Annotated in this window: 13 protein-coding genes; 9 read left to right on the top strand and 4 right to left on the bottom strand. The window is 72.5% G+C overall.

From position 1 onward, the window contains the following. Positions 1-163: 163 nt before the first annotated feature. Positions 164-1330 (top strand): xylose isomerase, encoded by a 1167-nt coding sequence (gene xylA, locus ACIRJT_RS25765; RefSeq protein WP_403913255.1) that lies wholly within the window; start codon positions 164-166, stop codon positions 1328-1330. Between the two features lie 143 nt (positions 1331-1473). Here the strand turns inward: xylA and ACIRJT_RS25760 are convergent, their stop codons facing one another. The 4 genes from ACIRJT_RS25760 to ACIRJT_RS25745 form a co-directional block, all read right to left on the bottom strand. Beyond that, complete coding sequence (locus ACIRJT_RS25760; RefSeq protein ID WP_403913252.1) at positions 1474-2721, bottom strand: ROK family protein; 1248 nt, start codon at positions 2719-2721, stop codon at positions 1474-1476. Positions 2722-2860: 139 nt separating this feature from the next. Beyond that, positions 2861-3520: a DUF305 domain-containing protein gene (locus ACIRJT_RS25755; protein WP_403913249.1), complete on the bottom strand. Its 660-nt coding sequence runs from the start codon at positions 3518-3520 to the stop codon at positions 2861-2863. Then, on the bottom strand, positions 3517-4167 hold the full coding sequence (locus ACIRJT_RS25750; protein ID WP_403913247.1) for a DUF3105 domain-containing protein: 651 nt from the start codon (positions 4165-4167) through the stop codon (positions 3517-3519). Before ACIRJT_RS25750 ends, ACIRJT_RS25755 begins: the two co-directional genes overlap by 4 nt. 130 nt (positions 4168-4297) lie before the next feature. Further along, positions 4298-4729 carry a hypothetical protein gene (locus tag ACIRJT_RS25745; protein ID WP_403913244.1) on the bottom strand — a complete coding sequence of 144 codons (432 nt, stop codon included), beginning with the start codon at positions 4727-4729 and terminating at the stop codon, positions 4298-4300. A gap of 135 nt (positions 4730-4864) precedes the next feature. Between ACIRJT_RS25745 and ACIRJT_RS25740 the strand changes: the two genes are divergently transcribed. From ACIRJT_RS25740 to ACIRJT_RS25705, 8 genes are all read left to right on the top strand, one after another. Continuing rightward, positions 4865-6580, top strand: coding sequence for an FUSC family protein (locus ACIRJT_RS25740; RefSeq protein WP_403913242.1), 1716 nt, complete (start codon positions 4865-4867; stop codon positions 6578-6580). After that, positions 6577-7083 (top strand): MarR family winged helix-turn-helix transcriptional regulator, encoded by a 507-nt coding sequence (locus tag ACIRJT_RS25735; RefSeq protein ID WP_403913240.1) that lies wholly within the window; start codon positions 6577-6579, stop codon positions 7081-7083. The genes ACIRJT_RS25740 and ACIRJT_RS25735 overlap by 4 nt, the downstream gene beginning before the upstream one ends. Before the next feature lie 462 nt (positions 7084-7545). Continuing rightward, positions 7546-9192: a sensor histidine kinase gene (locus ACIRJT_RS25730; RefSeq protein ID WP_403913237.1), complete on the top strand. Its 1647-nt coding sequence runs from the start codon at positions 7546-7548 to the stop codon at positions 9190-9192. Then, positions 9189-9596, top strand: a complete 408-nt coding sequence (locus tag ACIRJT_RS25725) for a roadblock/LC7 domain-containing protein (protein ID WP_003964954.1) — start codon at positions 9189-9191, stop codon at positions 9594-9596. Before ACIRJT_RS25730 ends, ACIRJT_RS25725 begins: the two co-directional genes overlap by 4 nt. Continuing rightward, positions 9593-9964 carry a DUF742 domain-containing protein gene (locus ACIRJT_RS25720; RefSeq protein WP_003964953.1) on the top strand — a complete coding sequence of 124 codons (372 nt, stop codon included), beginning with the start codon at positions 9593-9595 and terminating at the stop codon, positions 9962-9964. Before ACIRJT_RS25725 ends, ACIRJT_RS25720 begins: the two co-directional genes overlap by 4 nt. After that, on the top strand, positions 9945-10559 hold the full coding sequence (locus ACIRJT_RS25715) for a GTP-binding protein (protein ID WP_402012842.1): 615 nt from the start codon (positions 9945-9947) through the stop codon (positions 10557-10559). The genes ACIRJT_RS25720 and ACIRJT_RS25715 overlap by 20 nt, the downstream gene beginning before the upstream one ends. A gap of 179 nt (positions 10560-10738) precedes the next feature. Beyond that, entirely contained in the window at positions 10739-12355 is a 1617-nt protein-coding gene (locus tag ACIRJT_RS25710) for a cytochrome P450 (RefSeq protein WP_403913233.1), read from the top strand. 134 nt (positions 12356-12489) lie between these two features. Beyond that, positions 12490-13836 carry a 6-phospho-beta-glucosidase gene (locus tag ACIRJT_RS25705; protein WP_403913230.1) on the top strand — a complete coding sequence of 449 codons (1347 nt, stop codon included), beginning with the start codon at positions 12490-12492 and terminating at the stop codon, positions 13834-13836. The last annotated feature ends 41 nt before the right edge of the window (positions 13837-13877 follow it).

Here is a 13877-nt window from a genome sequence, read left to right as displayed (position 1 = left end):
CGGGATGCCGGCCGCCCTGCACAGAGGGAGGGGTCGGCTTCGCCCGGCAGGGGGGTTCCCTGGCCGAGGTGGGGTGTGCTTAATTAGTCATGACACTGAACAAATAGGGGTGCCGGGCTGGCGGCCGGGCGTCCCGACGGCAGGCGAAGGCGGTCGGACCACGATGACGGAACGCTTCACCCCCACCCCCGAGGACAAGTTCAGCTTCGGCCTGTGGACCGTGGGCTGGCAGGGCCGGGACCCCTTCGGCGACGCGACCCGGGCGGCCATCGACCCCGTCGAGTCGGTGCGGCGGCTCGCGGAGCTGGGCGCCTGGGGTGTGACCTTCCACGACGACGACCTGATCCCGTTCGGGGCGCCGGAGACCGAGCGCGAGAGGATCGTCAAGCGCTTCCGGCAGGCGGTCGACGACAGCGGGCTGGTCGTGCCCATGGTGACGACGAACCTCTTCACCCACCCCGTCTTCAAGGACGGCGGATTCACCGCCAACGACCGTGGCGTACGCCGCTACGCGCTCCGCAAGACCCTGCGCAACATCGACCTCGCCGTCGAGCTGGGCGCGAGCACCTTCGTGGCCTGGGGCGGCCGTGAGGGGGCCGAGTCCGGCGGGGCGAAGGACGTCCGCCTGGCCCTCCACCGGATGAAGGAGGCCTTCGACCTGCTGGGCGAGTACGTCGTCGAGCAGGGCTACGACCTCCGCTTCGCCATCGAGCCCAAGCCGAACGAGCCGCGCGGCGACATCCTGCTGCCCACCATCGGCCACGCCCTGGCCTTCATCGAGCGCCTGGAGCGCCCCGAGCTGGTCGGCGTCAACCCGGAGACCGGGCACGAGCAGATGGCCGGGCTCAACTTCCCGCACGGCATCGCCCAGGCCATGTGGGCGGACAAGCTCTTCCACATCGACCTCAACGGCCAGTCCGGCATCAAGTACGACCAGGACCTCCGCTTCGGCGCGGGCGATCTGCGCCAGGCGTTCTGGCTCGTCGACCTGCTGGAGAGCGGCTACGAGGGCCCCCGCCACTTCGACTTCAAGCCCCCGCGCACCGAGGACTACGACGGTGTCTGGGCCTCCGCCGCGGGCTGCATGCGCAATTACCTCATCCTCAAGGAGCGGGCCGCCGCCTTCCGCGCCGACCCCGAGGTGCGGGCGGCCCTGCGCGCGTCCCGCCTGGACGAACTGGCGCGCCCCACCGTCGGCGACGGCCTGGCGGGCCTGCTCGCCGACCGCGGAGCGTACGAGGACTTCGACGTGGACGCCGCCGCGGCACGCGGCATGGCCTTCGAGGCACTGGACCAGCTCGCCATGGACCACCTGCTCGCCGTGCGCTGACCCAGGGGGCCGGAACACCGGGCCTGGACCCCACGCCGGAACACCGGGCCGCAACACCAAGCCGACCCATCGGGCGGTGCCCCGGCCCGGCCCGGCCCGTTGGGCCCGGCCCACCGGCTGAGCCGGAGCCGTCCGGCCCCGGCTCAGCCGCCGGACGGCTCCGCGTACGCCACCGGATCGTCCAGCACGTCCTGCACCACGAGCGCCGCCGCGCCCCGCGCCGCGTCGCCCGCCACCGACGACGCCCGGAGCCGGCCGCTGCCCGGGGACCAGAGCCCCGACACCACCCGGCCGGTCAGCTCCTCGTCGGCGGGCGGCGCCAGCCACGGCATCAGCCCCCGGTAGATCCCGCCGAGCACCACCGCGTCCGGGTCGATCAGGTTCACCGCCCCCGACAGCACCCGGCCCAGCATCCGGCCCGCCTCACCGACCGCGGCCACCGCGCGCGGGTCCCCGGCGCCCGCGCGCCGCTCCAGCTCCAGCACCCCGGAGGCGCCGCCGAGGCCCTCGATCCCGGCAGCCCGCAGCAGCGCCGCCTGACCGGCGTACTGCTCCAGGCACCCCCGCGAACCGCACCGGCACTCCGGCCCCGCCGGATCCACCACGACATGCCCGATCTCCCCGGCGAAACCGTGCGCACCGCGCAGCAGTTCGCCGCCCAGGACGAGTGCGCCGCCGACCCCGATCTCCCCGGTCAGGTAGAGGAAGCTCCGCACATCCCCCAGGCCGCCGAACCACAGCTCGGCCAGCGCCGCGAGGTTGGCCTCGTTCTCCGAGGCGACCGGCAGCACCGGACGGCCCGGTCGCAGGGCGGCCAGCGCGTCGGCGAACAGCTTCTGCGCCGGGACCTCGTTCCAGCCGAGGTTGGGGGCCTGCCGCACCGACCCTCCGGAGACGAGACCCGGCAGCGCCAGCGCCGCTCCCACCGGACGCAACTCCTGCTCGTACGCCGACTCCAGGGTCCGCGCGGCGATCCGGGCCGCCCGGGCCAGGGCCTCCTCGGCGGGCGCGCCCCGGTTGTCGAGGTGTTCGGTCTGCCGGACCCGGCCGGTGCCCGCCAGGTCCACCACGCACACCGAGACGTAATCGATGTTGATCTCCACACCGAGCCCGGCCGGCCCGGTCCTGGCCACCTTGAGCGCGGTGCCGGGGCGTCCGGCCTGCCCGCTGAAGGTCTTGCCCGACTCGGTGAGGAACCCGCTGTCCATCAGCTGCTCGACGAGCGAGGACACCGCGGCCCGGGTCAGCCCGACCCGGGCGGCCACGCCGGCCCGGGTCGCCTCGCCCCGCTCGCCCTCGTCCCGTACGGCGCGGAGTACCAGGCTCAGATTGTGCCGTCGCACGGTGTCCTTGTCGGCCTTGGGCCCCAGCGGAGTGAGGATGCTCTTCATATCGTCGCCGAGCCTATGCGATGCGGGGCTCCCGACGGGGGTGCGAGGACGGGCGGTATCGCGGAAGCGGAGGGCGAGGCATCGCGAAAGGGGCGGTTCAGGCCGTCCGGCCGGAACCGCCCCCTCGATCGGGCTCGGTTCAGGGCTTGGCGCCCCGGTCCTCCAGCATGTCCGCCATCAGGCCGATCTCCGACTGCTGGCCGCTGACCATGCCCGCCGCCAGATCCCGGATGGCGTCCGTCTTCGCCGCATCGGCGGCCGCCCGCGCCATGTCCGCACCGGCGCGGTGATGCACGGTCATCAGCCGCAGGTACAGCACCTCGGCCTTCTCGTCCTTCGCGGTTGTGAGAGCCGCCAGCTCCGCGTCGGTGGCCATGCCCGGCATCAGCGAACCGTCGTCGGTCGGCGTGAGGGTGTGTCCCATCCACTCCATCGGCGGTCCGGCCGCGCTCTTCGGCAGCCCCCACAGCTCCAGCCAGCCCAGCATCATGCCGCGCTGGTTGGCCTGGGTGTTGATGATGTCGTACGCGAGACGCCGCACGTCCTCGTCGTCGGTGCGGTCCCGCACGATGAACGACATCTCCACCGCCTGCTGGTGGTGGATCGCCATGTCCCGGGCGAAGCCCGCGTCCACGGAGTCCTCCGCCGGAGCGGACCGAGCCGCGGAGGAGGCCCCGGACGGGGAGGCCGCGGAGGGGCGCACGACCATCAGCGCCACCAGCCCCAGGGCCACGAGCAGCACGGCGGCCCCCGCGAGGACCATCCGCCGGGTGGAGCCGGAAGGCGCCAGGGCGGTCACTTGTCCAGCCCGCCGGTGCAGGCGGCCCCCGGCTCAGGGGTCTGCGGGCCCTGCACGTACTTGGTGAAGAACTGCGCGACGCGGTCGTCCGTGGCGTTCTTGATCGTCACCTGCTTGCCCCACGCGCTGAGCATCAGCGGGTCCTTCTGGTCCTTGACCGGACTCATCAGGGAGTACGGGGTCGACTTGACCTTCTTCGTGAGCGCCTCGATGTCGGCGTCCGATGCCTTGTCGTTGTACGTGACCCAGACCGCGCCGTGCTCCAGCGAGTGCACGGCGTTCTCCTTCGGTATCTCATCGGTGTAGACGTCGGCGTTGCAGTTCATCCAGACCTGGTTGTGGTCGCCACCGACCGGCGGGTTCATCGGGTAGTCGACCTTGGTCGTCACGTGCTCCCGCCCCAGCTCGTCCCAGCTGCGCTCACCGGTGACCGGCGAGGTCTTGGCCTGGTTCTCCTTCTCCTCCTTCTCGTTCGCCTGCGACATCAGATAGCCGCCCCCGGCGACCAGGGCGGCGACCACGGCCACCGACGCGCCGATGGTGATGATGCGGACCCGTCGCTCGCGGGCGCGTTCCTTGCGGCGCGCCTCTTCGAGCTTGGCGCGACGCGCTGAGGCCGGGTTGTTCGGGTTCTTGGCGGAAGCCATGGGGAGTCCTCGTCGTTCAACCGATGCATACGGGCGATGCATGAAGGGGGAGGGGAAAGGATGCGGGGCATGCGAGAGTCCGCTCCCGGTGAACCGGCGCCGGGGCGCGGCGGGAGAGCGGACCCGGCCCCTAGATCCGCTGGACCTGAAGGCGTAGTTGATCGACGGAACGCACACCGTCGTGCGCGGGACCCCGGATGGCCGCCGCGCCGGTGAGCGGGGTGGCGGGGACGAAGGTCACGGGCGAGGGGAAGGCGACGGGGGCGGACGACGCCGGAAGCACGACCGCAGCCGTGTGGGTCGAGCCGCCGTGGCACGAGGTCCCGAGCCCGCGGTCCGCCGGGGAGGCCAGGACGACCGGTTCGAAGGCGGCGTCGGGCGTCGGGGTGAAGGCACGGACGGCACTCGCCCCGGCAGGGCCCGTCGCGACCGGGGCGCCGGCGGACGAGGTGGTGACCGAGCAGCAGAAGAGCATGGCCAGCAGGAAGAACACCCAGCCCAGGGCGAGGGGCGTGCGGGAGCGGTACCGCTGCCGGTCGGTCCGCGTGCTCACCCTGGTCATCGCCCGTCATCGTAGTGGGTGCATGAAGATTCAAAGAATATGGGTCGCGCTGTCCGCGGGACAGTGTGCCCGAGTCGTCGGCGCTCGAACAGAGCCCAAATATTTTACCGGTGTAATACCTGTTAACGTATATGCGTGACTGGTACACCTTTCCGCTCGGGGCGGCCCTCCGTCCGGAGTCTCCCGCTGGCCTCGGCCCTCCGGCTCTCGCGGCCGTCGGACACCTGGTTCAAGCCCGCCCTCAGCGTGGTCGTCGCCTCCGCCGCACCCCAGCTGACGCTCCTGGCCATCGACCGGCTGGACCTCGTGATGTACACCATGGCCGGTTCGCTCTGCGCGCTCTACGGCCACGGCCTGCCGTACGCCCGACGGGCCGGGGCCGTCGCGGGCGTGGTGCTCGGCATGACGGCCTCGCTCGCCGTCTCCCTGGTCACCGCGTCGCTCACCGGATCGACCGCCGTGCTCATCGCGGTCGGGGCGCTGCTCGCCGCCGCCCAGAAGGTCCTGTGCGACGCCACCCGGATCGGACCGCCCGGCCATGTGATCTTCACCTTCGTCAGTTCCGCCGCCCTCTTCGCCCCGCAGCGCCCGGAACAGATCCCCGGCCACCTCGCCCTGACCCTCGGTGCGGGCGCGTTCGCCTGGCTGGTCGTGCTCGCGCCCGCGCTGGTCCGCCGCGAGGGCCCCGAACGCCGGGCCGTCGCCCGCGCCCTGGAGGTCGCGGCCGAGTGCGCCGCCGACCCCGGCCCCCGTACCCGCAACGCGGCGGCCGCCGCCGTGCACGCCGCCTGGCAGTGCCTGCTCGCCTCCGGCCGCGCCACCCCCGTACGCCGGTCGCTGGAACGCCTGGTGGTGCACGCCGAAGCGGCCTTCGCCGCCCCGCGACCCGGGGGCGGAGTCGCGGATCCGGACCGGCTGCGCGCCTGGGCCGCCCTGACCCGGGCCCGGGGCCCGGTGCCCGGGCCGCCGCCGGCCCCCGGCACCGCCGACGAGCTCTACGGGATCGACGCGGAGCGCGCCGCGGTGCGAGCCCCCGAGGGACGCCGCGCGGCCCGCCGCACCCTGCTGCGCCGGCTCGGCCCCGGCTCGCCGCTGCTGCCGGTCGCCGTCCGCACCCTGGCGGGCTGCGCGCTCGCCGGATACCTCTGCGCCGCGCTCGGCGTCGGCCGCCCCTACTGGGCGATCGTCACCGCCGCCTCCCTCTACCAGGCCAACATCACCCTGTCGTGGAACCGGGCCCTCCAGCGCACCCTCGGCAACCTCCTGGGTGTGCTCGTCTTCGCCGCCGTCCTGCCGGTGTCCCGGACCGGCCCGCTCGCCCTCGTCTGCTGCTGTCTCTTCTTCGGCTTCGCCGCCGAGGCGCTCATCACCCGCAACTACTGGCTCGGCTCCGTCGCGGTGACCCCGATGGCCCTGCTGGTCCTGGAGTTCGGCGGCTCCCATCCGGCCGGGGAGCTGATCGGCGACCGGGTCCTGGACACCGTCCTCGGCGCGGTCGCCGGGTTCCTGGCCGCGACGCTCGTCACCAACCGGCGGGCGGCCGGGCGGGTCGAGCGGGCGCTCGACGCCACCGGCCGGGCCCGCGCCGACGCCGAACGGACCGGCGCCGACCCCGGGGCCGCGCCCGCGACGCGGGACCGGGCGCGCCGGACGCTCACCGCCAGCCTCGTCGAACTGCGCGAGGCCGGCGACACCGCCGCGGGCGAATGGTGGCAGCGCGCCCTGCCCGAGCAGCGTCTTCTCGCGGCCGAGCAGGCCGGACACCGTACGCTCGCCGCGACAGCACAACGGCGGGGGCCCGGGGGCGACACGCCTCCCACGGTCCACGCCTCTTCGATCGGAGCGGAGTGAGAGACGACATCGTTGCCTCGGTGGTCCGGCAGTGGCAGGCCGTCAACCCCGGGCTCGACACCGGGCCGATGGAGATCATCGGCCGGATCAACCGCTGCGCCGCCCTGCTCCAGCAGGCGGAGGACGCCCCCTTGCGCTCCGCCGGACTGACCCGCGCCGAATTCGACCTCCTCGGCGCCGTACGCAGGACGGACCGGGAGCTGACCCCCGGCGAGCTGGCCCGCGAGACCTTCTCCTCCGGGGCCGCCGTGACCAAGCGGCTGCGCGCCCTCCAGGATCGCGCCCTGGTCGAGCGCCGGGGCGACGCCCGCGACCGGAGGGTCGCCCATGTCCGGCTCACCGACGAGGGCCGGGCTCTCGTCGACCGGATCCTGCCCGAACAGCTCGCCTACGAACGCGCGGTGCTCGCCGGTCTGGGCGAGGGGGCGCGCGATGAACTCAGCTCCAGGCTGGGCGAGTTGCTCGTCCAGCTGGAGGGGCGGCTCGGCGGGGCCCGGCGCTGATCCGGCGGCCCTGCGAAGGGTCTTCGCAGGCGCGTCAGTGCGGCGTTTTCGCGCTTCACTCGCCCGTTGGTCAGGAATCTGCACCTTTCGATCCGGTTCGATCACCTGTGCCGTTGTCCTGATCTACAGGGTGAAGGGCGCCCATGTGCGGGCAATTTATTCGGGTATGGGCGTTATTTGCCGCCCGTCGCTCCGGTTCTTCCGGTGCGACAGCCCCCAAAGGGGGCGATTTTCAGTCACGATCACTCCCCGCGCACGCCTCAAAGCGCTGCGTGCAAAAACTGGCGAGTGTATTCCTCTCGGCGAGCTTCCGCAGAGGGTTGGGTGAATATGCCGAAGCACTGTTCTGATCTGGCTAAGCTCACGCGCAGTGAAGTCGAGTTGAGATGAATTCGAGCACTTGTTCCTAGGTCTCCGCTCATGTGTGCATACATCCCGGAATCAACCGCCAGAGGGTTTTAGATGGTCCGTGTTGAATCACCGCCGACCGACAGAGAAATTCCCGTCGTCCGCGTAGTCCTGCCGCCCGTGGCCCTGCTCCTCGGCGCCACTGCCGCCGGCTCGGCCCTGGTCGCACCGGCCGCGCGGATACCAGTCGCCGTGTGCGGCGCGATCGCCACACTCGTGGTCGCCGTACTCACCGTGGCGCTGCACCGCCGCCGACGCGCCATGCGCGTCCAGCGCGCGGAGTACGAACAGCGCATCGCCTACCTGGAACACCGCATCCTCTCGCACGACGCCGAGACGGTACGGCTCACCAAGGAAGTCATGCCCGCCGCGATCCGGCGGCTGCGCGTGGGCAATTCACCCGAAGAAGTGATGCGCGACATCGTCGACGCGGACGTGGCCAACCGCCATCTGCCGGGGGCGCTGCGCGAGCAGATCTACCAGGTCCTCGAAGTCATCGACAACGAGGAGGCGCGGCGTGACTCCGCTCAGCGCGCCTTCGTCAGCGTCGCCCGCCGCGTCCAGGCGATCGTGCACCGCCAGGCCAGCGAACTGCGGGAGATGGAGAACCACTACGGGCGCAACCCAGAGGTCTTCGACGACCTGCTGCGCATCGACCACGGCACCGCGCTGATCGGCCGCCTCGCCGACTCCATCGCCGTGCTCGGCGGCGCCCGCCCGAGCCGCCAGTGGCCCAAGCCCGTACCGCTGTTCAGCGTGTTGCGCGGCGCGATGTCCCGCATCCTGGAGTACCAGCGCGTCGATCTGCACTCGATCGCGAAGGTCGCCATCGTCGGCACCTCCGTCGAACCGCTCATCCACGCCTGCGCCGAACTCCTCGACAACGCGACACGCTACTCACCGCCCCAGACCCGGGTGCACGTCACCGCGGTCGAGGTGCAGACCGGCATCGCCATCGAGATCGAGGACGGCGGCGTCAGCCTCAGCGAGGAGGCCCGCGCCCGCGCCGAGAACATGCTCGCCCAGGCGCAGGCCGGCATCAACATGAACGACCTCGGGGAGTCCCCGCGCCTCGGCATGGCCGTCGTCGGCCGGCTCTCCCGGATGTACCAGCTCCAGGTGTCGCTGCGTCAGTCGGCGTACGGCGGCGTCCGCGCCGTCCTCATCGTGCCGCGCGACATGATCACCACCGGGCCCGCCCCGGGCATCGCCCACGGCATCGGCGCCACCTCGCGGCCCACCAGCTCCCTGGACATGTCGCAGCTCCAGCATGTGGTGCCGCCGCCCGGCAAGCGCAAGCCCAAACCCGCCGCCACCGGCCCCGTGCCGTCCATGGCCGCACCGGTCTCCTCCGGAGCCCCCGCGGCCACGTCGCACCCGGCCTCTGCCGCGGCAGCCATGGAGGACGACCTTCCCGTGGTCACCGAGTGGACCGAGAACGGGCTGCCGCAGCGCCGCAGCCGGGGCCGCGCCCCGCTCGGCTCGCACAACCTCCCGCAGCAGCCCCCACCGCCCCCCGCCCCCGCCCCCGCCAACGGGTTCCAGCCCGGAGCGGACGAGGGCGCGGACGGCGGACGCGGCGAGGAGAAGCCCCCCGGCCTGTGGCTGGAGGCCTTCACCAAGGCCGTCAACGGCGTACCGCAGGAACGAAAGCACGGCGAAGACTCCGATGACGCGTGGGACAAGGGAGACCTGAAGTGATCCAGCAGCGGGGAAACATGGACTGGATGCTCAAGGAACTGGCCGAGGACGTTCCGAGCATCCACCAGATCGTGGTGCTCTCGTCGGACGGCCTGCGCATCGCGATGCACGGCGGCGACCCCGACGTCGCCGACCGGCTCGCGGCGGCCTGCGCCGGACTGCAGAGCCTGGCCGCCGCCGTGGCCACCGAGATCCCGTACAGCGACGGCCTCATGAAGCTCGTGGTCATCGAGGTGACGGGCGGGTTCTTCTACCTGATGGCGGCCGGGACCGGTGCCTATCTCGCTGTCCTGGCCGGCGAGACCGTCGACGCCGGACTCGTCGGGGCCCGGATGCGGGACATGGTCGTGCGGATCGGAGCCCACCTGACCAGCCCGCCCCGCCACGGCGGGCAGTCCGGATGAGTGGTCCTCGACGAGAACGCCGCAAGGCCGATCCGGACCTGCACGATCCGGAACGGCTGTACGTGATCACCGGCGATCTCGACGACAGCGAACGGTCCGCGCTCGACCTGGTCACGATGGTCGTCGCGCAGGCGGAGCCCTCGCCGACCTTCCAGCCCGAGCAGGCGGCCATCCTGCGGCTCTGCCAGGCGCCGTTGTCCGTCGCCGAGATCTCGGCCTACCTCAGCCTGCCGTTCAGCGTGGTCACCTCGCTCCTGAGCGATCTCCTCGCGACCGAACTCATCGAGTCGCGTGCGCCGATCGTCCGCGCCACGCTCCCCGACAGGTCCCTTCTCGAAGCGGTGATGCATGGACTTCAGAAGCTCTGACACGATCACCGGACCTCGCAGCGAGGACGTCCTTCCCACCACGGCCACCGCCGCGGTGAAGGTCGTGATCGTCGGCGGGTTCGGCGTCGGCAAGACGACCATGGTCGGCTCGGTGAGCGAGATCCGGCCGCTGACGACCGAAGAGACCATGACCCAGGCGGGCGTCGGCGTGGACGACAACGCCGGGGTGGAGACGAAGACCGCCACCACGGTCGCCATGGACTTCGGACGGATCAGCCTCAGCGAGGAACTGATCCTCTACCTGTTCGGCACCCCCGGCCAGGAACGCTTCTGGTTCCTCTGGAACGGCCTCTTCGAGGGCGCCCTCGGCGCGGTCGTCCTCATCGACACGAGACGCCTCGAAGTCAGCTTCGACGTCATCGGCCGGCTGGAGGAGCGCGGAGTGCCGTTCGTGGTGGCCGTGAACACCTTCCCCGACGCGCCGCACCATCCGGTCGAGAACCTGCGCAGAGCCCTCGACCTGCCGGACGAGGTCCCGATGGTCGACTGCGACGCCCGGCTGCGGGCCTCCAGCCGCGATGTGCTGATGACCTTGATGCGCTATCTGCACAGCCTGGCCGTCCCGCTCGCCTGACACCGAACCGCCGCCGGGACACCCCCGGTCCAGCCGATCCACGACCGGATCCCACGACCGGATCCCACGACCGGGGGCACGCGCCATCCCGCGGCGCATGCCCCCGGACCGGTCCGCGTTCACCGTCCCGTCCCGCCCGCTCGTGCACCAGCCCTGGAATCCTGATCCCTGGAGCCCCTGTGACAAGCCCCTTCCACCACGAACCCGGCGCCGTGCCCCCGCCCCAGTGCCCGGCCCACAACCTCGACGTCGGCCCCGGCGGACTGCGCCGGCTCTACGGCCCCGAGGCGGAGAACAACCCGGCGGGCCTCTACGACAAGCTCCGCGCCGAACACGGCACGGTCGCCCCGATCCTGCTCCACGGCGACGTGCCCGCCTGGCTCGTCCTCGGCCACAGCGAGAACCTCCACGTCACCCGTACGCCCTCCCAGTTCTCCCGGGACTCGCGGCGCTGGCGGGCCCTCCAGGACGGCAGCGTCGCCCCGGACCACCCGCTCGCCCCGATCTTCACCTGGCAGCCCGTCTGCGTCTTCGCCGACGGCGCCAAGCACGAGCGGCAGCGCGGCGCGGTCACCGACAGCATGGAGCGCATCGACACCCGCGGGGTGCGCCGCCACATCAACCGCTTCAGTAACCGGCTCGTCAACGACTTCTGCGAGAAGGGCACCGCCGACCTGGTCAGCCAGTTCGCGGAGCATCTGCCGATGATGGTGGTGTGCGCGATCTTCGGCATGCCGGACGAGTACGACGAGCGCCTCGTCCAGGCGGCCCGGGACATGACACGCGGCACCGAGACCGCCGTCGCCAGCAACGCGCACATCGTGACCGTGCTGACGCGCCTGGTCGAGCGCCGCCGCGCCGAATCCGCGCCGGACCTGGCCTCCTGGCTCGTCGAGCACCCCGCGACGATGACCGACACCGAGGTCATCGAGCATCTGCGCCTCATCATGATCGCCGCCTACGAGTCCACCGCCAACCTCATCGCCAACGTGCTGCGCATGGTCCTGCTCGACCCGCGCTTCCGCGCCCGGCTCAGCGGCGGTCACATGACGGTGCCCGAGGCGGTCGAGCAGACCCTCTGGGACGAGCCGCCGTTCACCGCGGTGTTCGGCCGCTGGGCGGTCGGCGACACCGAGCTGGGCGGCCAGCAGATCAAGGCGGGCGACGCCCTGCTCGTCGGGATCGCCCCGGCCAACACCGACCCCACCGTCCGCCCGGACCTGGGCGCCGACATGAGCGGCAACCGCGCCCACCTCGCCTTCAGCGGCGGCCCCCACGAGTGCCCGGGGCAGGACATCGGGCGGGCCATCGCCGACGTCGGTGTCGACGCGCTCCTGATGCGCCTGCCGGACCTGGAGCTCGGCGTCGGGGAGAGCGAGCTGCGCTGGGTCGGCAACATCATGTCCCGCCACCTGGTCGAGCTGCCGGTGAAGTTCGCCCCCAGCCCCCAGCAGAAGCTGGACGCGGATCCGCTCTCGGTGATGGCCCGCGTCGCCCGCCCGGCCGACGCCTGGGAGATCTCCTCCCCGGCCACGCCCGTCCCCGAGCCCAGGCCCGAGGCAGCCGTGGCGCAGCCCGCCCACGCCCCGGGCGCCGCCCCCGCCCCGGCCGCCCCGGCCCCGGCCCCGGCCGCCCCCGCCCCGGCCCCGGCCGTACCCGCCCCGGCCGCACCCCTCGTGCCCGAACCGGCTCCTTCCCCCGAAGCCGCTCCGGTGGCGACGATCCCGCAGCAGCGCCGCCCGGCCGCCCCGGCCCGGCTCTGGCAGGCGGTAGCCCGCTGGTGGAGCGGCTACTGACCCACCGTCGCCCCGTCCGGCCGCGGCGGCCCCGGATCACGCCCACGGGCCCGGGGCCGCCGCGTCGCGTTTCGGGCCGGCGGGCGGCGCGGGCGGAGCGTGCGAGCCCGGACCTGCCCGTACCATCGAGCAGCGTGAAGCTGACAATTCTTGGCGGTGGCGGATTCCGGGTGCCTCTCGTCTACGGGGCCCTCCTCGGCGATCACGCCGAGGGCCGCGTCTCCCGGGTCACGCTGTACGACACCGACGCCGACCGGCTCACCGCCGTCGCCCGCGTCCTGGCGGAACAGGGGCGGGGCATCGCGGACGCCCCCGCCGTCGTCGCCACCACGGAGCTCGACGAGGCGCTGCGCGGCGCCGACTTCGTCTTCTCCGCCATCCGGGTCGGCGGCCTGGCCGGACGCGCGGCCGACGAACGGGTGGCCCTCGACGAAGGCGTCCTCGGCCAGGAGACCGTCGGCGCCGGCGGCATCGCGTACGGGCTGCGCACCGTCCCCGTCGCCCTCGACCTCGCCCGCCGCGTCGCCCGGCTCGCCCCGCATGCCTGGGTCATCAACTTCACCAACCCGGCGGGCCTCGTCACCGAGGCGATGTCCCGGCACCTGGGCGACCGGGTCATCGGGATCTGCGACTCGCCGGTCGGGCTGGGGCGGCGCATCGCCCGCGTCCTGGGCGCCGACCCGGACCGGGCCTGGATCGACTACGCCGGGCTCAACCACCTCGGGTGGGTGCGGGGGCTGTACGTGGACGGGCGGGACGAACTGCCCCGGCTGCTCGCCGACCCGAAGCTTCTCGAATCCTTCGAGGAGGGCCGCCTCTTCGGCGCTGAGCTGCTCCGGTCGCTGGGCGCGATCCCCAACGAATACCTGCACTACTACTACTTCAACCGGGAAGCCGTACGCGCCTACCAGGAGGCCGAACAGACCCGGGGCACCTTTCTCCAGGACCAGCAGGAGGGCTTCTACGCCCGTATGCGGGAGCCCGGCACCCCGGCCCTGGCCACCTGGGACCGCACCCGCGCCGAACGCGAGGCGACGTACATGGCGGAGAACCGCGAGGTCGCCGGGGCGGGGGAGCGGGAGGAGAGCGATCTGGAGTCCGGCGGCTACGAACGGGTCGCGCTCGCCCTGATGAGGGCCGTCGCCCGCAACGAACGCACCTCCCTGATCCTCAACGTCCGCAATCGCAGCACCCTTTCGGCCCTCGACGCGGACGCCGTCGTCGAGGTGCCCTGCCTCGTCGACGCCAACGGGGCCCACCCGGTGGCCGTCTCACCTCTCCCGAACCACGCCGTCGGCCTCGTCACCGCCGTGAAGGCCGTGGAACGGGCGGTGCTGGACGCGGCGGAGAGCGGGTCCCGGGCGGCCGCCGTCCAGGCGTTCGCGCTGCACCCGCTGGTCGACTCCGTGGCGGTTGCCCGGCGGCTGCTCGACCGGTACGCCGAGGTCCACCCCGGTCTCGCGTACCTCGAAGGACCCTGACCCCGTGGGGCCCGCGTCGGAACGATACGGGCCCGACCTGA

This window comes from Streptomyces sp. NPDC102283 (assembly GCF_044766265.1).
Classification (GTDB): Bacteria; Actinomycetota; Actinomycetes; order Streptomycetales; family Streptomycetaceae; genus Streptomyces.
Note: the sequence above shows the minus strand (reverse complement) of the source record. Positions and strands in the feature narration are given on the sequence as shown.